This is a genomic window from Streptomyces sp. DSM 42067, assembly GCF_055792885.1.
On sequence record NZ_CM147706.1, the window covers coordinates 5,825,943 to 5,852,020 of the forward strand.

The window sequence follows — 26,078 nt, forward strand, 5'->3', positions numbered from 1 at the left end:
GCGTGCTCGCCCGCGTCCTGCGCTCAGACCGCCGTCTTCTTCGGCACGATGTTCGCGTTGAGACGGAACAGGTTTCCGGGGTCGTACGCCGCCTTCACCGCTGCCAGCCGCTCGTAGTTGGGGCCGTAGCCCTCGCGCAGGAGCTGATCGCCCTCCTCGAGGAAGCCGGGGAAGTTCAGGTAGATGCCTCCGGCCGAGAGCGGGCGCAGGCCGGCGAAGGTGTCGCGCACCCACGCCACGTTCGCGGCCGAGTCGGCCTCGGCCTCCCAGTTCCCCTCGATCCCGATCAGGTACGGGACGCCCCGGTTGGCGAAGGCGGTGTCCTCATCGGCCGGCTGTGCCATGGCGCCGCCCTGGTACCAGACGTCGATGGTCGAGGCCGGCGACGGCGCCGCGGCCGCGTGTTCGACAAGCCGTTCGATCAGCGTGTCGCTGAGTTCCGGCACGTTCAGGGACTTCCAGTAGTAGCGCCCGCCGTCCGGGTAGTCCTCGTCCAGGACGGTCTGCGCCTGTACGTAGGTGAGGCCGCCGCTGAGATCGCAGATCGGCTCGGTGATCTCCCGGAGCGGCCGCAGCGCCTGCTCGCCCTCCGCCGGGTCACCGGGAAAGAGGGCGAGGACCGCCACGAAGGGCTCTCCGTGGGCCTCCGCCGGGAATTCCTCGATCCCCGGAACCCGGCCGAGCACCCCGAGCGGACCGACCCCGTCGGGCGCCTTGGACACGTACTGCTCACAGGACCGCAGCACCTCTGCGGCACGGTCCGCTGGGTAGTACACGTTGCAGAAGAAGACCTCCGGGCCCACGGGATACAGGCGGTACTCGAACGAGGTCACGACGCCGAAGTTGCCGCCGCCTCCGCGGATCGCCCAGAACAGGTCGTCGTTCTCGCCCTCACTGGCGGTGAGCAGGTGCCCGTCGGCGGTGACGACCGTCGCGGACACGAGGTTGTCGCAGCTCAGCCCGTACATACGCCGAAGCCAGCCCATGCCCCCGGAGAGCGTGAGACCGGCGATCCCCGTCGCCGACACCACGCCCAGGGGAGCGGCCAGGCCATGGCGCTGGGTCGCGCGGTCGACGTCCGCCAGCGTGCAGCCACCCTGCGCACGCGCCGTCCGCCCCTCAGGGTCGACGTCGACCCCGGTCATGCCCGACAGATCGATGACCAGCCCGCCGTCGCAGACCGCATGCCCGGCCACGCCGTGCCCGCCCCCGCGCACCGCGAGCGGCAGTCCGTTGTCGCGGGCGAAGTTCACGGCCGCGACCACGTCCTCGTCGCCGTCGCACCGCGCCACCAGCGCGGGGCGCCTGTCGATCAGGCCGTTCCAGACCTCGCGGGCCTCGTCGTAGCCGGGCTCCCCGGGCCGTACGAGCTGCCCACGCAGCCTCGAGGCGAACTCGTTCACGAGTTCGCCCGCCGGCCTGTCCCCGGGGCTGTCCGTGCCTGTGCCTCGGCTCATGCAGCCCACCTCCCGCGCCGTCCGGCGTTCACCTTCAGGATCAGGCCGAGCGGGACGAGCCGCCATCCGGGCTCGTTGCGGATGTGCCCCGTATCTGTTCCCGGCGGGCGTATAACCTGCTTGGTTTTCCGGTAACTCCCTTGCAGGTGCAGGCAGATGGCTAGAATTCGGGTCAGCCTGCCGACTGTGACAGATGGTGCGGATGTGTCTTTCGGGGCTGATGCGCTTCACGTTAGGCTTCCTTGAGTTTTCAAGCATGTGGCTGGGGCGGGGGACACGTGTGCCCTGCGCCGGTCAGTCGGCAGGACCGAACTCAAGGAACACGTAAGGAACCCCCCCATGGCTGTTCCCCCCTCCCACCCCTCTTCCTCCGGGCCCTCCACGCCTTCCCAGCCCTCCGCCGCGGCGGTCCCCACGCCCGCCTCGCACCGCGCCAAGTCCCGCCTCACGCGCCGCGGTTTGATCGGCGCCGCGAGTGCCGTCGCCGCCGGGGCGGTGGTCACCCCCGCCGTCATGGCCGCCACCACCGACTCCACCGACTCCACCGACTCCAGCGGCGCGAGCGGTGCCCCGCAGGACGGCACGACCGCAGAGACGTTCCCCAGGACCCGCTCCAAGGCGGCCACCGGCGAAGCACCCGTCGAGGCCGCCTTTCCCATCGCCTACGTCGGCATCCGCTGGGAGGGCACGAACTCGGTGGACGGCGGCGGCATCCGCCTGCACGACGCCGACGGCGCCGGCGGGGACTGGAAGTCCCTGAGCGGCAGCGGCTGTTCGGACGCGAACGGCGGCGCGCTGCTCGTCCCCGCCGGCAGTGCGTCCGGGTACGAGGTGAAGGCGCCCGAAGGCGCCACCGGGCTGCGGTCGGTCGCCCTCGACACCAGCAACGGACCCGAGCGCAAGGTCGACGTCCCGTCGGACACCACCCGCGTACGCGGCGTCGCCTATCTGTCGCGGCCGGCCTGGGGCGCCGACGAGTCCAAGCGGTTCAAGCAGGACGGCACGGAGAACACGCCGACCGCGTACTACCCCTTCCAGACCATCACCGTCCACCACACCGCCACGGTCAACAACGACCCCGACCCCGCCGCCACCGTCCGCGCCATCTACGAGCTGCACGCGATCACCAACGACTGGGGCGACATCGGCTATCACTTCCTCATCGACGAGGAAGGCCGCGTCTACGAGGGTCGCTACTCCGGCGACGACGGCATCCCCGCCCATGACGGTGAGGGCAAGCTCGTCACCGCCTTCCACGCCGCCGGCTACAACTCCGGCAACCTCGGCATCGCCCTCCTCGGCAACCTGATGGAGCAGGGCCCGACGGACGCGGCCCGCGCCTCCCTCACCCGGCTGGTCCGCGTGCTGTGCCGTTTCCACGGCCTCGACCCGGGGGCCCAGCTCACCTACACGAACCCCATCAACGGCACGCAGAAGGACGTCCCGTCGATCAGCGGTCACCGCGACTGGATGGCGACGGAGTGCCCCGGCGAGGTCATGTACGGGGAGCTGGCGCTGCTCCGTGAGGCGGCCGCGGGCCGCTCGTGAGCGTCCGGAACCTGTGAGGCGCGTCGCCGAGGGTCTCCCCGGTCCAGTAGGGCGGGCCGTCCCGCGATGACGAAGGGCACCCAGGTCTCTAGGGCACCTGGGTGCTGTGCTCCACCGTCACCCGCGCACCCGGCCGCAGCCCCCACCCAGCCATCGTCCCCGCCCCCGACTCCAGGACGTGCCGGGCCCTCAGGCGCGGAAGGGTGAGACGGCCCGGCTTGAGGGTCTGGACGGTCAGGACGTTCAGGTTGCGGTCCAGGCAGGCGACATCGATCGCGAACCGCATGCGGAAGGTGTGCACGCTGCTCGCCGGGGACAGCAGGATCGCACCGTCGATTCCGTCGCGCCCGAGGAGGCCGCGCGTGCGGGCGCGGTACGAGGTCGCCAGCTCCAACGGGACCGTGACGGCGGGCCCTTCGGCGCCATCGCCGTCCCCGTGTACGACCAGCTTCGCCCGGCCGTCGCGCCAGCGTCCCATCGCCCGCCCCTGTCCGTCCGTTGCCCGTTCGTCCGTTGTCCTTCGACTGCTGTTGCCTGCCCTTCGGCGGCGTCCCCGACCGTATCCGCACCACACTGGGTCCTGTCATGGGCCCACGGGCCCATGCCCCTCGGCGCGTCGGCCAATAGGGTCACCCGCGTGTACCCGCTGCTGATCGCCGCGGCTGCCGCCTGGGGCGCCGCAACCGGGGCCCTGCTGCCCCGCGCCGCCTACCGGCTCGCCGTCGAACCCGAGGAGCCGTGGCGCGGCGACTGCCCCGCCGGGCACCCCATCACGGGGCCGTTCGGCGGCTGGGTGGGGCGCGCGCGGTGCGCGGACGGAACGGCGTACGGGCCGCACACGGCAGTCGTCGCCGTCGTCACCGCGCTGGCGTGCGCGCTGCTCGCCGCGGCCACAGGACCCCGTCCCGAACTGGCGGTCTGGCTGCTCGCCGCGCCCGTGGCCGTGCTGCTCGCGCTCACCGACTACGCCGTGCACCGGCTGCCCGACGTACTCACCCTGCCGCTCGCCGCCGCGGCCGCCCTGCTGCTCGGGCTCGCCGCCCTGCTGCCGGGTAGCGCGGGCTCCTGGCCCACGGCGCTGCTCGGTGCGGTCGTGCTCGGCGGCGCGTACTTCGTACTCTTCCTGATCAACCCCGGCGGCATGGGCTTCGGCGACGTCAAGCTGGCGGTCGGCCTCGGCGCGGCCCTCGGCTGGTACGGGTGGACGATCCTGCTCACGGGCGCCTTCGCCGGTCTGCTGTTCGGTGCCGTCTACGGGCTGTCGCTGATGGCACTGCGCAGGGCGGGCCGCAAGTCGGCGATCCCCCTCGGGCCATTCATGATCGGCGGGGCGTTCGTGGGCCTGGTGCTGGGAGGGCTCGCGGCGGGCTGAGACAGACACGCCGTCAGGCCTGGGCCGGCCCCCGCATCGCGCCCTCGGGCGCCGCGAAATTCGGTCGCGGGCCACCGCGCCCCGCTGGGACGATCACCCCATGGACAGGTTCGAGAAACTCGTCGCGGAAGCGGAGGCCGCCCCCGTCGACGGGTGGGACTTCTCCTGGTTCGAGGGCCGGGCCACGGAGGAGCGGCCCTCGTGGGGGTACGCGCGGGCGATGGGGGAGCGGATGGCGCGGGCCTCGGCCGCGCTGGACATCCAGACCGGCGGAGGGGAGGTCCTCGCCTCCGCCGCGAAGCTCCCGCCGCTGACCGCCGCCACGGAGGGCTGGCCGCCCAACGCCGCCAAGGCCACCGCACTGCTGCGCCCGCGCGGCGCGGTCGTCGTGGCCGCGCCGGAGGACGCGCCGCTGCCGTTCGCGGACGAGGCGTTCGACCTGGTGGTGAGCCGGCACCCGGTGCGCGCGCACTGGGACGAGATCGCGCGGGTGCTGGTGCCCGGCGGTACGTACTTCTCTCAGGAGGTCGGGCCGGCGAGCGCCTTCGAGGTCGTGGAGTACTTCCTCGGGCCGCAGCCGGAGGAGGTGCGCAGCGGGCGGCATCCCGACGCCGCGCGGGCCGCGGCCGAGGCGGCGGGTCTTGAGGTCGTCGACCTGCGGTCGGAGCGGCTGGGGATGGAGTTCTACGACGTCGGGGCGGTCGTCCACTTCCTGCGCAAGGTCGTCTGGATGGTGCCCGGGTTCACGGTCGAGCAGTACCGGCCGCGGCTGCGTGAGCTGCACGAGCAGATCGAGGCGGAGGGGCCCTTCACGGCCCACAGCGCCCGCTTCCTCATCGAGGCGCGCAAGCCGGCGCCCGCCTGAGCCGTCACCCGGACCCCGTGGGAGCGGGCGCAAAACGTCGCTGGACGACTTCGGAGAGTAGTTGTCGCGCGCCAATGCACGCAGCATCACTCACGAAGGGTTATGGTGGAAACCCCCCCTCGGGCCGGTCCGTCTCCCCCCCACGGACCGGCCCGTTTTTCTTTGCCGGCTGAAGCCTGCCGATCGAAGCCTGCCGGCTGAAGCCGCGCGGCTGTGACGAACCCTGTGCCCGAGTCGACATCTTCCGGCGGTAGGGTGTCGCCCTCGGGGACTGTCGTCCGCTGCACGGCCACACGGAGGGACTGACCACACGTGAACTTGCGCGACCTGGTGTACGGACTTTACGCACGCCGGGTGGAAGGCCGTCTGGACCACGACCAGGTCCCGAAGCACATCGGGGTCATCCTGGACGGCAACCGGCGCTGGGCGAAGGCCTCCGGTGGCACGACCGCGCAGGGACACCGCGCCGGGGCCGACAAGATCGCCGAGTTCCTCGGATGGTGTGCCGAGACGGACGTCAAGGTCGTCACTCTCTGGATGCTGTCCACCGACAACCTCGCCCGCCCCGAGGAAGAGCTCGTCCCGCTGCTCGGCATCATCGAGGACGCGGTACGCGACCTCGCCGCCGACGGCCGCTGGCGCGTCCACCACGTCGGCACGCTCGATCTGCTGCCGGCCGGCACCCAGTCCGTACTGAAGGAGGCCGAGCAGGCCACCCAGGGCAACACGGGGATACTCGTCAACATCGCCGTCGGCTACGGCGGTCGCCAGGAGATCGCCGACGCCGTCCGCTCCCTCCTTCTGGACCACGCCCAGAAGGGCACCACCTTCGAGGAGCTCGCGGAGCTCGTCGACATCGACGTCATCTCCGAGCACCTCTACACGCGCGGCCAGCCCGACCCGGACCTCGTCATCCGCACCAGCGGCGAGCAGCGCCTGTCGGGCTTCATGCTGTGGCAGTCGGCCCACTCCGAGTACTACTTCTGTGAGGTCTTCTGGCCGGCCTTCCGCAAGGTCGACTTCCTCCGCGCCCTGCGTGACTACGCGGCACGGCACCGGCGTTACGGCGGATAGCCGGCTGACCCCTGGGGCACGAGTAACGCAGAGTTCACCAACGCGCCGTCATATGCCATGGCATGGCTGCGCGTGTTCGAGGGAATAAGCCTTCCAGGTCGACGCCCGTGCTCGTGGGCGTCGTATCTCAGCGGACGGCACGGGGCCGTCCGCCCGGGAGGCCCTTTGCACCAGGACGACCGCGCGGGGAGCATCATCTCCGTCGGAAGCTGGAGGGCCGGCGCTCGGCCCGCGCATCGCGGCCGGGACCGGTCCCGATCCCTTTCGTCGCTCCCCGACCTCATCCGAGGGGGTACGTCCTTCCGTGGTGACCAGCACAAAGCGCCACAAGCCAGACCGGCGCACCTACGTTCTCGACACCAGCGTCCTGCTGGCCGATCCGAACGCCCTGTCCCGCTTCGACGAGCACGAGGTCGTGCTGCCTGTCGTGGTGGTCACGGAACTCGAGGCCAAGAGGCACCATCCTGAACTCGGCTACTTCGCCCGGCAGGCGCTGCGCCTGCTCGACGACTACCGGGTGAAGTACGGACGCCTCGACGCCCCGATACCGATCGGGGACCTCGGCGGGACCGTCCGGGTCGAGTTGAACCACTCCGACCCCGGCGTGCTCCCGGCGGGATACCGGCTGGGGGACAACGACTCCCGGATCCTCGCGGTGGCCCGCAACCTCCAGGCCGAGGGGTACGACGTCACGGTCGTGTCGAAGGACCTGCCGCTGCGCATCAAGGCGTCGTCGGTGGGCCTGCTCGCCGAGGAGTACCGGGCGGAACTCGCCATCACGGACTCCGGCTGGACGGGAATGTCCGAACTCACCCTTTCGGGAGAGCAGGTGGACCTCCTCTTCGAGGAGGAGACCCTGTATGTCCCGGAGGCGGCCGAGATTCCGGTGCACACCGGTCTGGTGATCCACTCGGAGCGGGGCAACGCGCTGGGCCGGGTCACCTCGGAGGGCAACGTCCGTCTCGTACGCGGCGATCGGGAGGCGTTCGGCATCAAGGGCCGCAGCGCCGAGCAGCGGATCGCGCTGGATCTGCTGCTCGACCCGGACGTCGGGATCGTGTCGATGGGCGGCCGGGCCGGCACCGGCAAGTCGGCGCTGGCGCTGTGCGCGGGGCTCGAGGCCGTGCTGGAGCGCAGGCAGCACCAGAAGGTGATGGTCTTCCGGCCGCTGTACGCGGTGGGCGGGCAGGAGCTCGGCTATCTGCCCGGCAGCGAGGCCGAGAAGATGAGCCCGTGGGCGCAGGCGGTCTTCGACACCCTGTCCGCGGTGACGAGTCGCGAGGTCATCGAGGAGGTGACCGCGCGGGGGATGCTGGAGGTGCTGCCGCTCACCCACATCCGCGGCCGGTCCCTGCACGACGCCTTCGTGATCGTCGACGAGGCGCAGTCGCTGGAACGGAACGTCCTGCTGACCGTTCTGTCCCGGATCGGGGCGAACTCCCGTGTCGTACTGACCCATGACGTCGCCCAGCGCGACAATCTGCGGGTCGGCCGGTACGACGGAGTCGTCGCCGTCGTCGAGAAACTGAAGGGGCATCCGCTCTTCGCGCATGTCACGCTCACCCGGTCCGAGCGCTCGCAGATTGCGGCACTTGTGACCGAAATGCTGGAGGACGGGCAGATCTGACCCATCCGTACCAGCTCGTCCCTGATCGCCCAATGAGTGGCGGTTACACGGGAGTTGGCGCCGTCCGGCAAAGGCGTAGAGCCTAGCCGGGCGGCGTCTTGGCGTGTTCGCTTTTCCGGAAAACTCCGGGGTCAAACGACGTGTGAGCTTTCACACGTACCTCAGAATTGCCTTGCAGTGTCCGGCTGCGGCAGTGTGTGGGTCCTGTCAGGCCCCGCATACGACACTTGTGTCCCGCCAGCAGTACGGCGTAACAGAACTACATAGAGACCGTCGTATGCCGCCCGAGCACCACGCGGCGCTCCCCGCAGGGGAGTTGCCCACCGGGCCCGTGCCTCCCGTGACCCGTCGTTGGGAGGCCAGTGCCAGGGGCACGATTGCGTCCGCGAGGGTCACCCACAAGCGGGCGATGCTGGAAGGAAACCGTGTGAGCCGGATCTCGGTCCGGGGATTCGCGGTGGCGTCCGCCACTGCGGTCACCACTGTTGGCGCCGTCGTGGGCGTTGCCTCGGGCAGCACCCAGCAGCCCTCGAACGACTTCGAGGCAACGGCAGGCGACGCGACCCTCCTCGCAGACATCCCCGCGGGCCAGCAGGCGCAGGTGCAGACCGCGTCACTGACGCAGCAGGCCGACGCGCAGGCCATCGCCGCCGACGCCGCCGCGAAGAAGTCCGCCGAGGAATCGGCGCGCAAGCAGGCCGCCGAGGACGCGATCGCCAAGCAGAAGGCCGCGGAGAAGGCCGAGCAGGAGGCCAAGGAGCGCCAGGAGGCCGAGGAAGCGGCCAGCCGCAGCGCGGCCCGCGACGCCTCCGACTTCGCCACCCAGAGCTCGTACACCATCGCCGAGATCCAGGCGATGGCACGGCAGATGGTTGCCGGCGACCAGTGGACGTGCTTCAGCAACATCGTGGACCACGAATCCGACTGGAACTACAAGGCCGTCAACCCCTCCTCGGGCGCCTATGGTCTCTTCCAGGCGCTGCCCGGCTCCAAGATGTCGTCCGCCGGCGCCGACTGGCAGACCAACCCTGCCACCCAGATCAAGTGGGGCCTGAACTACATGAACGAGCGCTACGGCAGCCCCTGCGGCGCCTGGTCGTTCTGGCAGGCCAACCACTGGTACTGAGCATCCCGGCCGCTCCGGAGCCGCTCAACCTTACGAAGCCCCTCACCGTCCTACGGTGGGGGGCTTCGGCCATGTACGGTCGGACCGGACCACTCCGGGGGGAGTGGTGGGGACATACGGGGGGAAGAGGACGGATATGTCGCGAGTGCCAGGGTGGCTCGACCGGTTCGGCGCCGGAGTGAGCCGTATGGGAGAGCGGCTGGCCGAGCGCCGCGCTCAAGCCGAGAAGGAGGACGCGGACGACGGACTCCCGCCGGTCGGCGGCGACCTCTCCGATCCGGCTGCCGGCCATGAGGTGCCGCCCAGGTCAGGTCAGGGCTCCGGCCCGGCCGATGTCCCAGCAGGGACGCCCGTCGCTCCCGGTGTGATCACCCGGCCCGATCCCGCCGCCGCCGTGCCCTGGGGTGTACGCGTCGCGGCCGAGGCCGGCTGGCGGATGCTCGTCCTCGCGGGCACGCTCTGGGTGCTGATGCGGATCATCAGCGCCGTGCAGCTCGTGGTGCTGGCGTTCGTCGCCGCTCTGCTCATCACCGCACTGCTGCAGCCCACCGTGGCGCGGCTGCGCAGGTACGGCGTGCCCCGCGGGCCGGCCACCGCACTCACCGCGGTCCTCGGGTTCGTCGTGATGGGCCTCGTCGGCTGGTTCGTGGCCTGGCAGGTCATGGAGAACATCGACAACCTCTCCGACCAGGTCCAGGACGGCATCGAAGAGCTCAGGAACTGGCTGCTCAACAGCCCGTTCCATGTGACGGAGACGCAGATCAACGAGATCGCCAAGAATCTGCGTGAGGCGATCAGCTCGAATACGGATGCGATCACGTCCGCGGGACTGGAAGGCGTCACGGTCGTCGTCGAGGCGCTGACCGGGATCCTGCTCGCGATGTTCTCGACGCTGTTCCTGCTCTACGACGGGCGGCGCGTCTGGGAGTGGACGCTCAAGCTGGTCCCCGCGAACGCCCGCCCGGGTGTCGCGGGTGCGGGGCCTCGGGCCTGGCGGACGCTGACGGCGTATGTGCGCGGCACGGTGGTAGTGGCCCTGATCGACGCCATCTTCATCGGGCTCGGCATCTACTTCCTCGATGTGCCGATGGCCGTGCCGCTGGCCGTCTTCATCTTCCTGTTCGCGTTCATCCCGCTGGTGGGTGCCGTGGTGTCGGGCGCGCTGGCGGTGGTGGTCGCGCTGGTGACGCAGGGGGTCTTCACGGCCCTCATGACGCTGGTGGTGGTGCTGGCCGTCCAGCAGATCGAGGGCCACATCCTGCAGCCGTTCATCCTGGGACGCGCGGTTCGTGTGCATCCGCTTGCGGTCGTGCTGTCGGTCGCCGCGGGTGGGATGGTGGCGGGAATCGGGGGAGCGGTGGTGGCGGTGCCGCTTGTCGCGGTGACCAACACCGTCGTCGGTTATCTGCGGGCGTACGACCGGGGGGTCGCCGGGCTCCGGCAGTCGCCGCGGCCGCATGGGTCCACTGCCGCGGGCGTTGCGCCGACGGAACGTCCGCCTTCTTCTGGCGGGGCGCCTTAGGAGGCGGCGGCTTCGCCGGACGGGCTGTTTTCAGCCCGTCCGGCGCTTGAGCACGAGCCCGTTAGGGCTACAGGGGGTCTGGGGCGCAGCCCCAGCCGGGAGGCGGGGCCTACTCGGCCAGCACCGCCTCCGCGTCCAGCGTCGTGCCGACCGCCTGGATCACCGCGGCGATCTTGAACGCCTCCTGGACCGTCTCGCGGTCGACGCCCGCCTTGCGGAGCACCTGCTCGTGCGAGTCGAGGCACTGCCCGCAGCCGTTGATCGCGGACACCGCGAGGGACCACAGCTCGAAGTCGGTCTTGTCCACGCCGGGGTTGCCGATGACGTTCATCCGCAGACCGGCGCGCAGCGTCCCGTACTCCGGGTCGGAGAGCAGGTGGCGCGTGCGGTAGAAGACGTTGTTCATCGCCATGACGGCGGCGGCCGACTTCGCCGCGGCGTACGCCTCGGGCGAGAGGTTCGCCTTCGCCTCGGGCTCCAGCTCGCGCAGGACCCGGGGGGAACGGGAAGCGATCGCGCACGCGAGCACCGTGCCCCACAGCTGCTGCTGCGGCAGTTCGGAGTTGCCGATCACCGAACCGAGGTTCAGGCGAAGGTCCTTGGCGTAGTCCGGTACGGCGGACTTCAGTTCGTCGAGAGCCATGTCAGTCAGACCTCGTTCACTCGCCGGAGAGGAGCTTGACCGGGTCGAGGGTGTCCTCGCCCTGCTTCCAGTTGCACGGGCACAGCTCGTCCGTCTGCAGCGCGTCGAGGACCCGCAGGACCTCCTTGGGATTACGGCCGACGGAGCCCGCAGTCACCATGGTGAACTGAATCTCGTTGTTCGGGTCGATGATGAAGACCGCGCGCTGCGCGAAGCCGTCCTCGCCCTCGACGCCGCAGTCGCGCATCAGCTCGTGCTTGGAGTCGGCCAGCATCGGGAAGGGCAGGTCACGCAGGTCGGCGTGGTCCTTGCGCCAGGCGTGGTGGACGAACTCGGAGTCGCCGGAGACGCCGAGGATCTGGGCGTCACGGTCGGCGAACTCGTCGTTCAGCTTGCCGAAGGCCGCGATCTCGGTGGGGCACACGAAGGTGAAGTCCTTCGGCCAGAAGAACACCACGCGCCACTTGCCCTCGTAGGACTTGTGGTTGATCTGCTCGAACTCCTTGCCGCTCTCCAGCGACACACAGGCGGTCAGGTCGTACGTGGGAAACTGGTCACCGACAGTGAGCACGAGCTCTCCTTGCAGCAAAAGGGAACCCCGCTTGCGGGATTTCCATGGGTTGGACTGATCACGAGGGTGGCACACGCTGCATTGATTAGTGAAATAGCTAGACTCGGTCAGGTTGATTGGTGGTGGCTATCAGTAGCGGTAGGTAATCGATGGCGTTGAGCGATACGGGGCGGCAAGTGGTGTGCGGTGACGGTTCGTGCATGGTGGTGAGCGACAGGTGAGTAAGCGGAGTGCGGCGCCGGGGAGCGGGCGGGCGCGTCAGCCGAGCCTTGCGCAGCTGCGAGCCTTCGCCGCCGTGGCCGAGCATCTGCACTTCCGGGACGCGGCCGCCGCGATCGGCATGAGCCAGCCCGCGCTGTCCGGCGCCGTCTCGGCTCTGGAGGAGGTTCTCGGCGTACAGCTCCTTGAGCGGACCACGCGCAAGGTGCTGCTGTCGCCCGCGGGGGAGCGGCTCGCGGCGCGGGCGAAGGCCGTACTGGCCGAGGTCGGGGCGCTCCTCGAGGAGGCCGAGGCGGTCCGTGCGCCCTTCACGGGCGAACTGAGGCTCGGTGTGATCCCTACCGTGGCCCCGTATCTGCTGCCGACCGTGCTCCGGCTGCTCCACGACACCTACCCGGACCTCGATCTCCAGGTGCACGAGGAGCAGACCGCGTCCCTGCTGGACGGGCTGGCCGCCGGGCGACTCGATCTGCTGCTGCTTGCGGTGCCCCTCGGCGTCCCCGGCGTCACCGAACTGCCGTTGTTCGACGAGGATTTCGTGCTCGTCACCCCGCTCGACCACTGGCTCGGCGGGCGCGAGGGGATTCCGCGGGAGGCCCTGCGGGAGCTGAAGCTGCTGCTGCTTGACGAGGGGCACTGTCTGCGGGACCAGGCCCTCGAGATCTGCCGGGAGGTGGGCCGCGACGACGCTCCGGTGACGACGACCGCGGCCGGCCTCTCGACGCTCGTGCAGCTCGTCGCGGGCGGTGTCGGTGTGACGCTGCTGCCGCGGACGGCCGTGAAGGTGGAGACCACTCGCAGCAATCAGCTGCTCACCGGTTACTTCGCGGAGCCCGCGCCGAGCCGGCGTATCGCCCTGGCGATGCGGACGGGAGCTGCGCGGTGCGCGGAGTACGAGGAGCTTGCCGGGGCCCTGCGGGAGGCGTTGCGGCCGCTGCCCGTGCGGGTGCTCTGACCTGCGCGGGTGACGCCGGGGCGACTGCCCGCGGCGGCGCGCCTGAGTGGCATTCGTGATGCTGTGGGTCAGTTGTGAGCCGTTCGCGCGCAACCTTCCGGGCGCTCCACTCGTCGGTTCCATGGGGACAGGTGCTCATTCTCACGTCCGGAAAAGACCGGATCGGGAGACCTTTGCCCCAGGGTGCGGTGTTAGCTTTCTGAGCTGACTTGGCCGGTATGCCTGTGAGGTCGCTGATGCGCCTGTGAGGCATACGCAGACGAGAACGAAGCGGAGCGGAACGGACGCATGGGACGAGCGGAAGAGCGACGAGCGCGGCAGCGCGGTGCGCGCCGGGCGGCGCACGTGCGCTCCTCCGGCGCCGAGCGCGGGGTGATACGCCGCCTCTTCACCTGGAAGAAGATCCTCGGGACGTTCTTCGGACTCTGCCTGCTGGGCATGGGCGCCTTCGTCGTCCTGTACATGGTCGTGGACGTGCCCAAGGGCAACGCGGACGCTCAGAAGCAGAGCAACATCTACAAGTACAGCGACGGCTCGGTGCTCGTCCGCACCGGTACGGTCAACCGCGAGATCGTGGAACTGGCCGATGTGCCCAAGGAGGTCCAGCGGACCTTCGTCGCCGCCGAGAACAAGTCCTTCTACAAGGACGCCGGCGTCGACTTCAAGGGCACCGCCCGCGGTCTCATCAACACCCTGTCCGGCAAGGGCAAGCAGGGTGGTTCGACGATCACCCAGCAGTACGTGAAGAACTACTACCTGAGCCAGGACCAGACCGTCACGCGCAAGCTGAAGGAACTGGTCATCTCGCTCAAGGTCGACCAGCAGTACTCCAAGGACGACATCCTCGCCGGGTACATCAACACCAGCTACTACGGCCGCGGCGCCTACGGCATCCAGGCCGCGGCCCAGTCGTACTACGGCGTCGACGCCAATGATCTCGACGTGGCCCAGGGGGCGTATCTCGCGGCGCTGCTGCAGGCCCCGAGCCAGTACGACTGGGCGGTCGCGTCGGACGAGGGCCGGAAGCTCGTCAAGGCCCGCTGGAAGTACGTCCTGAACAACATGGTCGAGGAGGGGTGGCTGTCCGCCTCAGATCTCCAGGGCCTGAAGTTCCCCGTCCCGGACGACCCCAAGGCGGCGCCCGGTCTGGAGGGCCAGACCGGCTATCTGGTGGACGCGGCCAAGGAAGCGCTGGAGAAGCAGCTCGTCGCCAAGGGCACAGCCGCCGACATGGACGAGGCCAAGGCGGTGGTCGACGCCGGCGGCTGGACCGTCACTCTCAACATCGACAAGAAGAAGCAGAAGCTGCTGGAGAAGGCCGTCAAGGCGAAGCTCACCAGCCGGCTGGACCCCGAGAAGCGCAAGGTCGACGCGAACGTCCAGGCAGGTGCCGCGTCCGTCGACCCCAGGACGGGCAAGGTCCTCGCGCTCTACGGCGGCCAGGACTTCACCAAGCACTACCGGAACAACGCCACCCGGCGTGACTACCAGGTCGCCTCGACCTTCAAGCCGCTGATCCTCGCGGCCGCGCTGGAGAACGGCTCCGAGACGCAGGACGGCCGGCCGATCACGGCGTCCACGGTCTACGACGGCACGAGCGAGCGCCCCGTCGTGGACGACGGCCGGAAGGTCGGGTTCGCGCCGCCGAACGAGGACGACGTCAACTACGGCGACGTCTCCGTGCAGACGGCGATGAACAAGTCCATCAACTCCGTCTTCGCTCAGATGGGCGTCGACGTGGGCATGGACGAGGTCATGAAGACCGCGGGCGAGCTCGGCATGGACGTCGACGGCCTGCAGTCCGTGCCCGCCCAGACCCTCGGTTCCATGGGCGCGAGCCCGCTGGAGATGGCCGGGATCTACGCGACGCTCGACAACCACGGCAAGAAGGTCACCCCGGCGATCGTGAAGTCCGCCAAGCACAAGGACCGCACGGTCGACTTCCCGGACCCGGTCGGCGAGCAGGTGATCAGCCGCGAGGCCGCCGACTCCGTGACCTCCGTGCTCACCGGCGTGGTGGACGACGGTACGGCCCGGCTCTCGGTGCGCGAGGCCCCGAACCGCAACGGCCAGCAGGTCGCCGGCAAGACGGGTACGTCCGACAACAACAAGTCGGCCTGGTTCACCGGCTACACGCCGAAGCTCGTCACGTCCGTCGGACTGTTCGGCGAGGGTGCCGTGGGCACCGCGAACGAGAGCAAGCAGGTCACGCTGAAGGGCGCGGCGGGCGGCGGCCGTGTCAACGGTGGTGGTTTCCCGGCCGAGATATGGGCGGCGTACACCTTCGGCGCGATGGGGTCGACGAGCGAGTTCGATCTCGACACGGACATGGGAGCGGCCGTGACGCCGACCGTCGAGCCCACGCCGACCGTCGAGGAGACGCCGTCGGACACGCCCTCGGCGCCGCCGACCAGCACCGAGCCGACCACGGAGGCGCCTACGAGTGAGGCGCCTACGGAGCAGCCGACCGTCGAGCCGACGGATGGGGCCACGACTCGGCAGCCGACTGCGCCGGCGACCACGCCGACGGTCGGGATCCCGGAGAATCCCGATGACAGCCGGGGTGACGGGGACTCCGGCTGACAGGCTGCGGCGCAAGCCGAAGGCGCCCGGAACTGAAGGTTCCGGGCGCCTTCGCGTCGGGGTGCGGTGCCCGACGCGTGAGGGAGTCAGCCGCCGTTGACTCGTTTGGCGATGCGGTCGCCCAGTTCCTTGTCGATGTTGCGCCAGTACTGGAGGGCGCGGTCCAGGACGGGGCGGGAGACGCCCGCGCTGAGGTGGCCGCTGACGTTGGACACCAGGCGTTCGCGGGCCGCGTCGTCCAGGACCTCCCGGACCAGCGTGCCCGGCTGACCCCAGTCGTCGTCCTCGCTGTGCAGCGCGTACGCCTCGCGGACCATCTCGCCCGCCGCATGCCAGCCCGCGGGCTCGCCGAAGGTCTCCGTGGCAGCCGCCGGCCCGCCGTACGAGTTGGGCGCGTACACGGCGCCGACGTTCGCCGGCTCGTACCGCATCGGGCCGTCCTTCGCGTACGAGTGGACGGCCGACCGCGGGCGGTTCGGCGGCAGCTGCGCGTAGTTGGGGCCGATCCGGTAGCGGTGCGTGTCCGGGTACGAGAAGAGCCGGCCGAGCAGCATCTTGTCCGGGGACGGGCCGATGCCCGGCACCAGGTTCGAGGGCTCGAAGGCGGCCTGTTCGATATGGACGAAGAAATCCTCCGGATTCTTGTTCAGCGTCATCCGGCCGACCTCGATCAGCGGGTAGTCGCCGTGCGGCCACACCTTGGTCAGGTCGAACGGGTTGAAGCGGTAGTCCGGCGCGTCCTCGAACGGCATGACCTGCACGTGCATCGTCCACGACGGGGCGTTGCCGGAGGCGATCGAGTCGAACAGGTCACGGCGGTGGATGTCGCCGTCCGTGCCCGCGAGCTCGTCGGCCTCGGCCTGGGTGAGGAAGTCGATGCCCTGGTCGGTCTTGATGTGGTACTTGACCCAGAACTTCTCGCCGCCTCCGTTGACCCACATATAGGTGTGGGAGCTGTAGCCGTTCATGTTGCGGTACGTCTTCGGGACGCCCCGGTCGCCCATCAGCCACGTCACCATGTGCGCGGACTCGGGGGACAGGGTCCAGAAGTCCCACTGCATGTTGTTGTCGCGCAGGCCGCTGTCGGGACGGCGCTTCTGGGAGCGGATGAAGTCCTGGAATTTCATCGGGTCGCGTACGAAGAAGACCGGCGTGTTGTTGCCGACCAGGTCGTAGTTACCGTGCTCCGTGTAGAACTTGAGCGCGAAGCCGCGTGGGTCGCGCCAGGTGTCGGGGGAGCCCTGCTCCCCGGCGACCGTCGAGAAACGCGCCAGCATCTCCGTCCGCTTCCCCGGTTGGAAGAGGTCGGCCTTGGTGAACTGGCTGACGTCGTTGGTGACTTCGAAGATTCCGTACGCGCCGGCGCCCTTGGCGTGCACCACCCGCTCGGGGACCCGTTCGCGGTTGAACTGGGCCATCTTCTCGATGAGGTAGTGATCCTGGAGAAGGACGGGGCCGGTATCGCCGACCGTGAGCGAATGCTCGTCGCTCTCCACCGGTACTCCGGCGTTCGTCGTGGTGTACGGAACCTTATGTACTGCTTCGGTCACGAGCGTCCTCCCGTCGTGCATTTGGGATAGGTCAGGTCGCTTCGCCCACCACAGCAGTCAACTCCGCCAACGCGACGTCGGCAACATTTGGATCTTGTCCAAGGTGAAACTCGTACAAAAGTCCCGGGTCAGCCGATGCTGGGGCTTCCCCGGGACGGCCTCAGCCCGACGAGGGCGTCGGCAGTTCGAACCAGACCACCTTCCCGGTGCTCAGCCGGGTCGCGCCCCAGCGGCGGGCCAGCTTGTTGACCAGGAAGAGCCCGCGCCCGCCCTCGTCCGTGGCCCGCGCCTGGCGCAGCCGCGGCAGCTGGGGCACGTCGTCGCCGACCTCGCACCGCAGCACGTCGGTGCGCAGCAGACGCAGCGTGACCGGGCGTGACGTATAGCGAACGGCGTTCGTGACCACCTCGCTGACCAGCAGTTCCACCGAGTCCGTCAGTTCCTCCAGGTCCCAGCGGGCCAGTGCCTTGCGGGCCAGCCCGCGGGCGCGGCGCGGTGCCGCGTCCTCCGGGTCCAGGTTCCAGTACGCGACGTCGCTCGGCGCGATCCCGTTGAAGCGCGCCGCGAGCAGCGCGATGTCGTCGTCCCGGTCACCCGGGCCGAGCATGTCGAGCACCTCGTCGCACAGCGCCTCCAGCGGCGGCGGGTGGTCCGGGCCGGTCAGCTGCGCGGTCGCGGAGAGCCGCTCGCGCAGCTGCTCTATGCCGGTCCACACGTCACGCAGCCGGGACTCGACGAGACCGTCCGTGTACAGCAGCAGCGTGGCCCCGGCGGGCGCGTCCAGCTCGACGGCCTCGAAGTCGACGCCGCCTACACCGATCGGGGCGCCGGGCGGCACCCGCAACACCTCGGCGCGGCCGCCCAAGTGCAGCAGCACCGGCGGCGGATGGCCCGCATTGGCGATGGTGATGCGGTGCGTCACCGGGTCGTAGACGGCGTACAGGCAGGTCGCCATGCGGTCCGTGCCGAGCCGCTGCGCCTGCTCGTCGAGGTGGTGCAGCACCTCCTGGGGCGGCAGGTCCAGTCCGGCCAGGGTCTGCGCGGTCGTCCGCAGCTGGCCCATGATCGCCGCCGAGGTCATGGAGTGGCCCATGACGTCGCCGACGACGAGGGCGACGCGGTTGCCGGGCAGCGGGATCGCGTCGTACCAGTCGCCGCCGACCCGGGCCGTCTCGGCGGCCGGCAGATAACGGGACGCGAGCCGCACGCCGTGCGGCTGGGGCAGCGACTCGGGCAGCATCGTGCGCTGCAGCTCGTCGGCGATGTACGCCTCGCGGTCGTACAGGACCGCCTTGTCGATGCCGAGCGCGCTGTGCGTGGCGAGCTGGGCGGCGACCAGCAGATCCTCGCTCTCGAACGCCGGCCGGTCAGGACGGCGCAGGAACACCGCGGCACCGATGACACGCCGACGGCCGCGCAGCGGAGCCAGGATCGTGTGCTGCCCGCCCGGTACCTGCCGCTCCCCTCCGAGCAGTTCGGGCAGCGCGCCCAGCGCGGCGGTAGCGTCCGCGAACACGGGACGTACGCCGCGCAGCACCTCGGCGAGCGGACCGCCAGGCCGCACCTCGCACAGCTCCGTGGTCCCCGTGACATCGGGCTGCAGCTGCAGCCCCGGAAACAGCCCCGGCGGCAGGCCGCCGTCGGTGTCCGCGTCCTCGGTTCCGTCCTCGATCCGCCGCAGCCGGTCGGTGCGCCGCAGCCGCAGGACGACGGGCCCGGAGGGCCGCTCGTCGCCGACCGGCAGCGGGTCGCGCAGATACACCAGGATCGCGTCGGAGAACGTCGGCACGGTGGCCCGGCACAGCCCCATCACGATCTCGTCGAGGTCCATGCCCCGCGCGATACGCCGGGTCGCGGCCCCGACGAACCGCAGCCGGTCGCCGTCGCGCTGCATCGCGGCAGGGCCGAGCGAGGGCGAGGGCGCCCCGGTCAGGGAGCGTGATCCCGCCTCGCCCGGGTGGAGCCCGGCCTCGGGGCTCTCTCTCGCGTCGGCCCAGTGCGTACTGTCGGCGCCTCGCTGAAGCGGTGCGCCCTGAGGTGCGGGGCGCGGACGATGAGGGTCGGGTTCGGCGGTCGAGGGCTGGGAGTGCTCGGTGCCGGCGCTGCCCACAGGGCCCACGGGACCGGATCCGGCAGGCCCGGCGGACCGGGCAGCTCCGGGGGGATCGGCAGGTCCGGAGGGCCCGGCAGCTCCGGGGGGACCGGCAGGTCCGGAGGGCCAGGCTCCGGAGGGCGTGCCGGAGGCGTCCGCGGCGCCGGATGCGTTTCCGGGACCGGCGGGGCCCGCGGCGTCGGACGCGTTCCCGGGACCAGCGGGGCCCGCGGCGCGCGGATTGCCGCCGCGCGGCCCGGTCGTGCCGTGCGCGGCCGAGGGGTCGCCGGGTCGGCCCTGCGCAGGTAAGGCGACCATGCCCGCTGCGTCAGGGACTTCCGGGTTCTCCGGGGTACGCAGCAGCGCCCCGCGCGGGTCCGCGGGGGCGGGAGGCGGGGCAGCGGTGGGCTGCCCGCGCTCGTGGGAGGTGGGGTGCTCCGTCACGCGTGTCGAATCCGTCCGTCCGGGGCTGCGCGCCGTGCGCGCCATGGGTCTCAGGAGCGCTGGCAGTTGAGGAACAGGTGCTGTTCGGGATCGGGGCCACTCCTGCTCGTGGTGGTTCCCCCGCGCCGGCCGAGCCGGGAGTGGGAGAGGAGCCGGGAGCCTGGGGGAGCATCGGGCATCGCCGGAACGCACGCGAACGTGTCCTCCCCGGCGATCCCGGAATCCTCGTCGCGCACGCCCTGGCGCAGTTCGTTCCGCAGAGAGGCCGATACCCGGAATACGTGTGCCAAGAACTGATTCTCGGTCCCCTGCCGACGAGGCGTCGGACAGCCACCGGACCGGCCCCTGCGATGGGCCCGGTACGCCCCGGCCATACCGTCCGCCCGGTACGGCGTCGCGCCACCGTACCGTTCGTAAGCCTCGCTACCCTCGCTCACGTCCCGCCGCCCCTCGATGACGTCGTGTCAGGCCTTGTCCCTGTGAAAGGAGTTGATGCTGTGCTGCTGCTGTGTACTTGCGGAGGACGATCCTACGTTTGCCCTACGGGGGCGCATCAAGGGTCTCATGACGGCACTCGAGCGGGCGTGCGATCCCAGTCGTCCGGAAGGAGCGGTATCGACCATTCCGGGTCCGGCCGCCAGTGCTGCCAGCCGTCCGAATAGGGCGCCCCCCACGAGCGGATCACCTCGACGGCATCGCGCCCGGCCCGGCGTACGGCCGCGGCCTGAGCGGCGTCCATCAGACCGGCCTGCTGCGCCTGCGCGAACTCGTCCTCGTCGCGCCACTGCCAGGTGCGGTCCGGATACACGCAGATGTCCAGGAAGTGGTCCTCGGAGTCGATTCCGCCGGCCCAACGCACACGCGGCTCCTCCAGGTTCACGTACCAGTTCTTGAACCGCCAGCCCGGCTCCCAGAACAGCCATACGGACCAGGCCTCACCGGGTCGCGCCAGCTTCAGCACGCCCGTGCCGAACCAGCGGTCGCGCCGCACCGTGCGCGGCTTCGTGTACCGCGTGTCCAGCGGCTCCACATGCACCGGCGTGCCGTCCGCGAGGACCGGCTTCACACACTCCGTACCGGGCGCCATCCATACGGCGAGCAGCTCGGCGGTGTCCTGGACGACGGTCACGGGACGGCAGATGTGGAAGCGGTCGCCGGCGTTCTCCCGGTAACGCCACAGGATGTGGTCGCCGGGAGCCCAGTGCGCCGTGCCGCTTCCGTCCATGAGTCCGCTCGCCCTGTCTGTCATGCGCAGATATTAGGTGCCCAGGGCATACGACGCTGCGGTGCCCGTCACGGATGCAGGAGTGGCAACACGGATGCGCCATGGCGAAACACGAATGCGCCATGGCGCAACATGACCGCAATGGAAAACCGCGGTGCGGGCCGCTACGGGTGTGTCATCCGCAGGACGTCCAGCGCCTCGTCCAGCTGCTCGAGCGTCAGGTCGCCCCGCTCGACGTACCCGGACTCCAGGACCACCTGGCGAATCGTCTTCCGCTCGGCCAGCGCCCGCTTCGCCACCTTCGCCGCCTCTTCGTATCCGATGTACCTGTTCAGCGGGGTCACGACGGACGGCGAGGACTCGGCGTACTCACGGGCCCGCTCGCGGTTCGCGGTGATGCCGTCCACGGTCCGGTCGGCCAGCAGCCGTGAGGCGTTCGCGAGGAGCCGGACGGACTCCAGCACGTTCTTGGCGATCACCGGCAGCATGACGTTGAGCTCGAAGTTCCCCGCGGCACCGGCCACCGTGACCGTCGTGTCATTGCCGGTGACCTGCGCGGCGACCATCAGTACGGCCTCGGGGACGACCGGGTTGACCTTGCCCGGCATGATCGACGAACCGGGCTGGAGGTCGGGCAGGGCGATCTCGGCGAGCCCGGTGCGCGGACCGCTCGACATCCACCGCAGATCGTTCGCGATCTTCGTCAGCCCGACCGCGATGGTCCGGAGCTGGCCGCTCGTCTCGACGATGCCGTCACGCGCGCCCTGCGCCTCGAAGTGGTTGCGCGCCTCGGTGAGCGGCAGCCCGGTGGCCCGCGCCACCTCGGCGATCACGGCGGCCGAGAAACCGGGAGGTGTGTTGATACCGGTGCCCACGGCCGTGCCCCCGAGCGGCAGTTCGGCCAGCCGCGGCAGCGAGGCCCGCAGCCGCTCCACGCCGTACCGCACCTGCGCGGCGTACCCGCCGAACTCCTGGCCGAGGGTCACGGGCGTGGCGTCCATGAGATGCGTACGCCCGGACTTCACGACATCGGCGAACTCGTCCGACTTCCGCTCCAGGGAGGCCGCCAGATGCTCGAGAGCCGGGATCAGATCGTGCGTCACGGCGGCGGTGGCGGCGATATGGATGGAGGACGGGAAGACGTCGTTCGAGGACTGCGAGGCGTTCACGTGATCGTTCGGGTGGACGGGACGCCCGAGCCGCTCGGTGGCGAGCGTGGCCAGCACCTCGTTGGTGTTCATGTTGGAGGAGGTGCCAGACCCCGTCTGAAACACATCGACGGGGAAGTGCTCGTCCCACCGCCCCTCGGCGACCTCCTGCGCCGCGTCCACGATGGCGTCCGCGATGTCCTTGTCGAGCACGCCGAGTTCGGCGTTCACCTTGGCCGCCGCCGCCTTGATACGCGCCAGCGCCTCGATGTGCGCGCGCTCGAGGCGCTGCCCGGAGATGGGGAAGTTCTCCACGGCCCGCTGCGTCTGCGCCCGCCACTTGGCGTGCGCGGGGACGCGCACTTCGCCCATGGAGTCGTGCTCGATGCGGTAGCGCTGGTCGCCGTTGTCTTCGGTCGTCGTCATCGTCGTACCTCCAGGGAGGAGAGCGTTGGGTCGGTGGGGCGTATTCCCCTTTCGGGATCTTCCCCTCTCAGGGCTTTGCTCTCAGGCGCGAGTAGGACTCCGGTAGGCCTTCCCGATCACGCGGGTAGGGAGCCTGTCGGTCGCATGCGGCTGATGGACGGTTTGACGGAGGTTCGGGATGGGTGCAGTGACGTCGCAGCGGGACAGGGATTTCCTGGACGGCGGGGTCCAGCTCGGCGACCCCTGGCAGGGAGTGGACAGGGAGGCCCTGGCGCGGGCCGTCCGTGAGCAGTCCGAGCGGCCGGTGCCCGGTGTGGACGACATGGCGTCCTATCTCGCGGCCCAGGTGTCGGACACCTCGCACCGCGAGGTGGTGGGGCCGCTTCTGGCTGGTCAGGGCGCGAGCGGTGTCGTGGTGCGGCGTGGCGTGGTCATCGCCTCGTGGGGCCACCCGACACGCGAGGAGATGGCCTACAGCGTGACCAAGAGCGTCCTGTCCCTGGTGGCTGGCGTCGCCTTCGACGACGGGCTGCTGCGCCTGGACGAACCTGTGTCCACGTCGGTCGACCTGCCACAGTTCGCCGACGCCCATGGGCGCGCGATCACGTGGCGGCATCTGCTCGACCAGACCAGCCAGTGGGAGGGCGAGCTGTGGGGCAAGCCGACACGAGTCGACGCTCAGAGCACCCGTGAGGGCACGGAGTCGGCGGGCGGCCCGCCCGGCGAGGGCTGGGCCTACAACGACGTACGCGTGAACCTCACCGCCCTCGCGCTCACGGCCTTGTCGGGCCGCTCCCTGCCGGACGTCCTGCGCGAGGGGATCATGACGGCGATGGTTGAACGACGACCGCACGGTGTGGCCCACAGCGCCCGCGACCGGGCGCTGCGCCCGTGGCAACGGCGGCAGCCACCTGCTGTGGGTCGATCCCGCGCGTGACCTGGTGATCAGCTCGCGCTGGGGGGCGGAGGTCGAGTCGCTCCTGGTGGGCGTCTCGCGGGCCGTGGCGCCCAGCGCGTGAGGCACGGGTGGGCGGTGCGCTACCGGTGAAGGCCGGGCATCGCCCAGTCCGTCGCGTTGTGCTCGCAGGAGCCGACCCAGCAGTTCAGCAAGGTACCGACGAGGTGCCGGTCGGCGGTGGGCCAGGAGTCAGTCGTCCTGGTCATCCTCCCGTCCGAGTGGGCGAAGAGCTCCTTGGTAGTCGCCGGTGGTTACTAGGTCATCGACGATCCGGACCATGGCGGGAATGCCAGCCTCCCGGACGATGAGCCCGTCCCAGCAGTAGAAGTAGCCTCCGTCCAGACATTCGCCTGTGTTCTTCCAGCGGTCCATCAGGTGCCGCACCTCATCGAGAGTGAGCACTGTCCCAGACCATCGGTTGCCACTGGCGAAGGTCACCCACATGTCGACGTTGCACACCTCATCCAAGTCTTCGCCTGCTCCCGGCACGAAACAGATCTCGTACTCGTCCCGCTTGACCCGGTAGAACGGCCCATCCCACACAGTGCCCCCAAGATGCTGTCGCCACATTCATAGCTGGCTCGATCGACTCGGCGCGGAAGCCACCACCGCGAATCGCGGGCCCACCACAGCGGTAGCAGGTCGAGCGGGGAACCGCGGTGTCAGCAACGCCAGGTCAGCCTGGCCACGGGACCAAGCGCTGTCGGTGGAGCCTTCTACAGTGCCCCCATGGGAAGCCACTTCCAAACCATCGTCGACCTGGACGCCACTGCCGTAGACGCTTCGGTACTCGCAGCCCGCGGCCGCGACTGGCTGGTTGCGGAAGGGGTAGTCCTCGCTGAGCGCACCAATTGCGTTCTCGGCGCCCCGCTGGGCCACCCGCCGGGCCCACTCTGGGCCAAGGCCGTCAGCCAAGAGGACTGGGAGCCCAGCGACGGACTCAACATCGAGAGCGGACGGACCGTGTTCCACGGCGGCCAGGGCGACGCCATGTACGCCATCTGCCCACGCTGCGCGGCATCCACAGACCTGTACACCGACCACTGGGACGTGATCGAGGGTGCCTGGGACCCGTTCGAGAAGGCTATCGAGACCTGGTACGACACGGGCAGGTCCACCGTCAGCTGCCAGCACTGCAATTGTTCCAGTGATCTGGCCGCGTGGACTTGGGCAGACGATTACTACGCTTTCGGGTACCTGGGTTTTGAGTTCTGGGACTGGCCCGAGTTCAGCCCCCGCTTTCTCAACCGCTTCGCACAGGCACTGGGGGGCCATCGCACGGTCCTGGTCGGGGGAAAGCTGTGAAGAAGCGTTGAGGCCCGCCGTCGAGGGCCACCGAGGTCGTTGATGCCCAACTTGTCAAACTGGCCTGATAGGACGGCATGAAATGAGCCCCACCAGCGTTCATGCGGGCTTCATGCGATCTGCGGTCCGCAAGTGGCTATGAGAGCGCGGAGTTGGCGCGGTCCGGTGGACAGCATCACCTCCGGCTCGTCGCTCTCGCGGAGCAGGATCGTTCCGTCCGGAGTGGCGGTCACGTACACGCAATCGGAGCCGTCCGGGCTGAACGTCGACTTCTGCCAGGCGAACGGGGGTATGTTGGCCACTGCTTCACAGGCTCCGGATGATGTCGGCGATGAGTTCGCGTGAGGCCTCTGGCTTGAGCGCGACGGCCTCCATGCGGTCGAGGATAATGCGGTACTTGGTCAACTGGGCCTGGGCGTCAAGGAAGTCACAGCCGTGGTGGGTGTCCAGCTGCACGGTGTCGAGGTGCGGGTCCGTGCCGTGCACGTAGTTGATCGACTGGCCGTTGCCGGGGAATCCCGAGCAGCTGTAGGGGATCACGCGGATGGTGATGTGGTCCTCTTCGCTCAGTTCGAGCAGATGGGTGAGCTGGGCGCGGGCGGTGTCCGGGCCGCCGTACTGGATGTGCAGGGCGGCCTCGTGGAGCAGCGCCGTGTAAGGCGGCGGGTTGTCGCGATGCAGGACCGTCTGCCGCTTGATGCGGTGTGAGAGTCGGTGCTCGATCTCGTGCGGGCGGAAGGCGGGTACCGCCTCGCGCAGCATGGCGCGGGTGTGGTCCGGGGTCTGGAGCAGCGCCGGGATGTGGATGGTCAGAGCGACCCTCAACGCCGTGGCGTGGTACTCCATTTCGGCGAGGTCGATGAGGTCGGGCGGCAGGTGGTCGCGGTACTCGTCCCACCATCCCCGCACCCGCCGACCGGTCATAGCAGCCAGAGCGTCCACGAGTGACTCGTCTGGGCAGGCGTACGTGAGGGCGATGGCGCGTACGCGGTCCGCGCTCACGGGGTAGCGGCCTGCCTCGATCATGCTCACCCGCGCCTGCTGCAAGCCCAGTTGCTGGGCCGCCTCGGTCGAGGAGAGCCCGGCGTGTTCCCGGAGCTTGCGCAACTCGGCGCCGAGTCGGCGCTGGCGCAGGGTGGGGGTGTTGGTGGGCGGCACTGCCCTTCCTCTCGCGTTGATGAGCGGCTCGGTCCGTGTCCGTCCCTCACACAGGTGATTCCACTACGAGTTATCACCTTCAAGGTGGCAGATCTATCACCTTACGCTCTACGGTCGTGGCATCAGCTGGCTCAACTGGCCTGGCCCGTAAGCCGGAAGCGCACCGCGCTGCCCTGCCCGCGCGGCACTGCCACCGCATGGCCGGACGCG

Annotated in this window: 23 protein-coding genes; 11 read left to right on the forward strand and 12 right to left on the reverse strand. The window is 69.7% G+C overall.

The features are described from left to right. Nucleotides 1-23: 23 nt before the first annotated feature. Nucleotides 24-1,457, reverse strand: a complete 1,434-nt coding sequence (locus ACSMXV_RS26680) for an FAD-binding oxidoreductase (protein ID WP_473173765.1) — start codon at nt 1,455-1,457, stop codon at nt 24-26. Nucleotides 1,458-1,796: 339 nt separating this feature from the next. Here ACSMXV_RS26680 and ACSMXV_RS26685 point away from each other — a divergent pair, with 339 nt between their 5' ends. After that, nucleotides 1,797-3,005, forward strand: a complete 1,209-nt coding sequence (locus ACSMXV_RS26685; RefSeq protein ID WP_473173766.1) for a peptidoglycan recognition protein family protein — start codon at nt 1,797-1,799, stop codon at nt 3,003-3,005. Between the two features lie 88 nt (nt 3,006-3,093). Here the strand turns inward: ACSMXV_RS26685 and ACSMXV_RS26690 are convergent, their stop codons facing one another. Continuing rightward, nucleotides 3,094-3,483 (reverse strand): DUF192 domain-containing protein, encoded by a 390-nt coding sequence (locus tag ACSMXV_RS26690; protein ID WP_473173767.1) that lies wholly within the window; start codon nt 3,481-3,483, stop codon nt 3,094-3,096. 159 nt (nt 3,484-3,642) lie between these two features. Here ACSMXV_RS26690 and ACSMXV_RS26695 point away from each other — a divergent pair, with 159 nt between their 5' ends. The 6 genes from ACSMXV_RS26695 (at nt 3,643) to ACSMXV_RS26720 (ending at nt 10,591) form a co-directional block, all read left to right on the forward strand. Then, entirely contained in the window at nt 3,643-4,377 is a 735-nt protein-coding gene (locus ACSMXV_RS26695; protein WP_473173768.1) for a prepilin peptidase, read from the forward strand. A gap of 100 nt (nt 4,378-4,477) precedes the next feature. Next, a complete protein-coding gene (locus ACSMXV_RS26700; RefSeq protein WP_473173769.1) occupies nt 4,478-5,242 on the forward strand; it encodes a class I SAM-dependent methyltransferase in 765 nt (254 codons plus the stop codon). A gap of 312 nt (nt 5,243-5,554) precedes the next feature. After that, nucleotides 5,555-6,316 (forward strand): isoprenyl transferase, encoded by a 762-nt coding sequence (locus tag ACSMXV_RS26705; RefSeq protein WP_473173770.1) that lies wholly within the window; start codon nt 5,555-5,557, stop codon nt 6,314-6,316. A 304-nt stretch (nt 6,317-6,620) separates the two neighbouring features. Further along, the gene (locus ACSMXV_RS26710) at nt 6,621-7,943 is read left to right on the forward strand and encodes a PhoH family protein (protein ID WP_473173771.1); all 1,323 of its coding nucleotides are present in this window, start codon (nt 6,621-6,623) and stop codon (nt 7,941-7,943) included. 427 nt (nt 7,944-8,370) lie between these two features. Next, a complete protein-coding gene (locus tag ACSMXV_RS26715) occupies nt 8,371-9,069 on the forward strand; it encodes an aggregation-promoting factor C-terminal-like domain-containing protein (protein WP_473173772.1) in 699 nt (232 codons plus the stop codon). A 136-nt stretch (nt 9,070-9,205) separates the two neighbouring features. After that, the gene (locus ACSMXV_RS26720) at nt 9,206-10,591 is read left to right on the forward strand and encodes an AI-2E family transporter (protein WP_473173773.1); all 1,386 of its coding nucleotides are present in this window, start codon (nt 9,206-9,208) and stop codon (nt 10,589-10,591) included. 109 nt (nt 10,592-10,700) lie between these two features. Here the strand turns inward: ACSMXV_RS26720 and ACSMXV_RS26725 are convergent, their stop codons facing one another. Both ACSMXV_RS26725 and ACSMXV_RS26730 read right to left on the reverse strand, forming a co-directional pair. Then, nucleotides 10,701-11,234 (reverse strand): alkyl hydroperoxide reductase, encoded by a 534-nt coding sequence (locus ACSMXV_RS26725; RefSeq protein ID WP_181655242.1) that lies wholly within the window; start codon nt 11,232-11,234, stop codon nt 10,701-10,703. A 16-nt stretch (nt 11,235-11,250) separates the two neighbouring features. Next, nucleotides 11,251-11,805, reverse strand: coding sequence for a peroxiredoxin (locus tag ACSMXV_RS26730; RefSeq protein ID WP_473173774.1), 555 nt, complete (start codon nt 11,803-11,805; stop codon nt 11,251-11,253). A 217-nt stretch (nt 11,806-12,022) separates the two neighbouring features. On the opposite strand from ACSMXV_RS26730, the gene ACSMXV_RS26735 reads away from it, so the two are divergent. Then, the gene (locus tag ACSMXV_RS26735; RefSeq protein WP_473173775.1) at nt 12,023-12,979 is read left to right on the forward strand and encodes a LysR substrate-binding domain-containing protein; all 957 of its coding nucleotides are present in this window, start codon (nt 12,023-12,025) and stop codon (nt 12,977-12,979) included. Between the two features lie 288 nt (nt 12,980-13,267). Beyond that, nucleotides 13,268-15,562, forward strand: coding sequence for a transglycosylase domain-containing protein (locus tag ACSMXV_RS26740; protein WP_473173776.1), 2,295 nt, complete (start codon nt 13,268-13,270; stop codon nt 15,560-15,562). An 86-nt stretch (nt 15,563-15,648) separates the two neighbouring features. Here the strand turns inward: ACSMXV_RS26740 and ACSMXV_RS26745 are convergent, their stop codons facing one another. The 5 genes from ACSMXV_RS26745 to ACSMXV_RS26765 form a co-directional block, all read right to left on the reverse strand. Further along, nucleotides 15,649-17,112, reverse strand: a complete 1,464-nt coding sequence (locus ACSMXV_RS26745; RefSeq protein ID WP_473173777.1) for a catalase — start codon at nt 17,110-17,112, stop codon at nt 15,649-15,651. A 160-nt stretch (nt 17,113-17,272) separates the two neighbouring features. Further along, nucleotides 17,273-19,648 (reverse strand): SpoIIE family protein phosphatase, encoded by a 2,376-nt coding sequence (locus ACSMXV_RS26750; protein WP_473173778.1) that lies wholly within the window; start codon nt 19,646-19,648, stop codon nt 17,273-17,275. A gap of 50 nt (nt 19,649-19,698) precedes the next feature. Beyond that, entirely contained in the window at nt 19,699-19,938 is a 240-nt protein-coding gene (locus ACSMXV_RS26755; RefSeq protein WP_473173779.1) for a hypothetical protein, read from the reverse strand. A 272-nt stretch (nt 19,939-20,210) separates the two neighbouring features. After that, the gene (fomD, locus tag ACSMXV_RS26760) at nt 20,211-20,897 is read right to left on the reverse strand and encodes a cytidylyl-2-hydroxypropylphosphonate hydrolase (RefSeq protein ID WP_473173780.1); all 687 of its coding nucleotides are present in this window, start codon (nt 20,895-20,897) and stop codon (nt 20,211-20,213) included. A gap of 140 nt (nt 20,898-21,037) precedes the next feature. After that, complete coding sequence (locus tag ACSMXV_RS26765) at nt 21,038-22,447, reverse strand: class II fumarate hydratase (protein WP_473173781.1); 1,410 nt, start codon at nt 22,445-22,447, stop codon at nt 21,038-21,040. Nucleotides 22,448-22,625: 178 nt separating this feature from the next. On the opposite strand from ACSMXV_RS26765, the gene ACSMXV_RS26770 reads away from it, so the two are divergent. After that, entirely contained in the window at nt 22,626-23,384 is a 759-nt protein-coding gene (locus ACSMXV_RS26770; protein ID WP_473173782.1) for a serine hydrolase, read from the forward strand. A 210-nt stretch (nt 23,385-23,594) separates the two neighbouring features. Here ACSMXV_RS26770 and ACSMXV_RS26775 read toward each other — a convergent pair whose 3' ends face one another. Further along, complete coding sequence (locus ACSMXV_RS26775; protein WP_473173783.1) at nt 23,595-23,975, reverse strand: hypothetical protein; 381 nt, start codon at nt 23,973-23,975, stop codon at nt 23,595-23,597. Nucleotides 23,976-24,134: 159 nt separating this feature from the next. Between ACSMXV_RS26775 and ACSMXV_RS26780 the strand changes: the two genes are divergently transcribed. Beyond that, entirely contained in the window at nt 24,135-24,710 is a 576-nt protein-coding gene (locus ACSMXV_RS26780; RefSeq protein WP_473173784.1) for a hypothetical protein, read from the forward strand. 110 nt (nt 24,711-24,820) lie between these two features. Here the strand turns inward: ACSMXV_RS26780 and ACSMXV_RS26785 are convergent, their stop codons facing one another. Beyond that, nucleotides 24,821-25,012 (reverse strand): DUF397 domain-containing protein, encoded by a 192-nt coding sequence (locus ACSMXV_RS26785; RefSeq protein WP_473173785.1) that lies wholly within the window; start codon nt 25,010-25,012, stop codon nt 24,821-24,823. Between the two features lie 4 nt (nt 25,013-25,016). Then, the gene (locus ACSMXV_RS26790) at nt 25,017-25,868 is read right to left on the reverse strand and encodes a helix-turn-helix domain-containing protein (RefSeq protein WP_473173786.1); all 852 of its coding nucleotides are present in this window, start codon (nt 25,866-25,868) and stop codon (nt 25,017-25,019) included. Nucleotides 25,869-26,078: the final 210 nt, after the last annotated feature.

Coding starts and splice junctions, on each gene's coding strand:
- ACSMXV_RS26690 (WP_473173767.1), bottom strand. CDS start 3,483: ATGGGACGCTGGCGCGACGGCCGGGCGAAGCTGGTCGTACACGGGGAC.
- fomD (WP_473173780.1), bottom strand. CDS start 20,897: ATGACAGACAGGGCGAGCGGACTCATGGACGGAAGCGGCACGGCGCAC.
- ACSMXV_RS26770 (WP_473173782.1), top strand. CDS start 22,626: ATGGGTGCAGTGACGTCGCAGCGGGACAGGGATTTCCTGGACGGCGGG.
- ACSMXV_RS26680 (WP_473173765.1), bottom strand. CDS start 1,457: ATGAGCCGAGGCACAGGCACGGACAGCCCCGGGGACAGGCCGGCGGGC.
- ACSMXV_RS26780 (WP_473173784.1), top strand. CDS start 24,135: ATGGGAAGCCACTTCCAAACCATCGTCGACCTGGACGCCACTGCCGTA.
- ACSMXV_RS26700 (WP_473173769.1), top strand. CDS start 4,478: ATGGACAGGTTCGAGAAACTCGTCGCGGAAGCGGAGGCCGCCCCCGTC.
- ACSMXV_RS26685 (WP_473173766.1), top strand. CDS start 1,797: ATGGCTGTTCCCCCCTCCCACCCCTCTTCCTCCGGGCCCTCCACGCCT.
- ACSMXV_RS26775 (WP_473173783.1), bottom strand. CDS start 23,975: ATGTGGCGACAGCATCTTGGGGGCACTGTGTGGGATGGGCCGTTCTAC.
- ACSMXV_RS26740 (WP_473173776.1), top strand. CDS start 13,268: ATGGGACGAGCGGAAGAGCGACGAGCGCGGCAGCGCGGTGCGCGCCGG.
- ACSMXV_RS26725 (WP_181655242.1), bottom strand. CDS start 11,234: ATGGCTCTCGACGAACTGAAGTCCGCCGTACCGGACTACGCCAAGGAC.
- ACSMXV_RS26765 (WP_473173781.1), bottom strand. CDS start 22,447: ATGACGACGACCGAAGACAACGGCGACCAGCGCTACCGCATCGAGCAC.
- ACSMXV_RS26720 (WP_473173773.1), top strand. CDS start 9,206: ATGTCGCGAGTGCCAGGGTGGCTCGACCGGTTCGGCGCCGGAGTGAGC.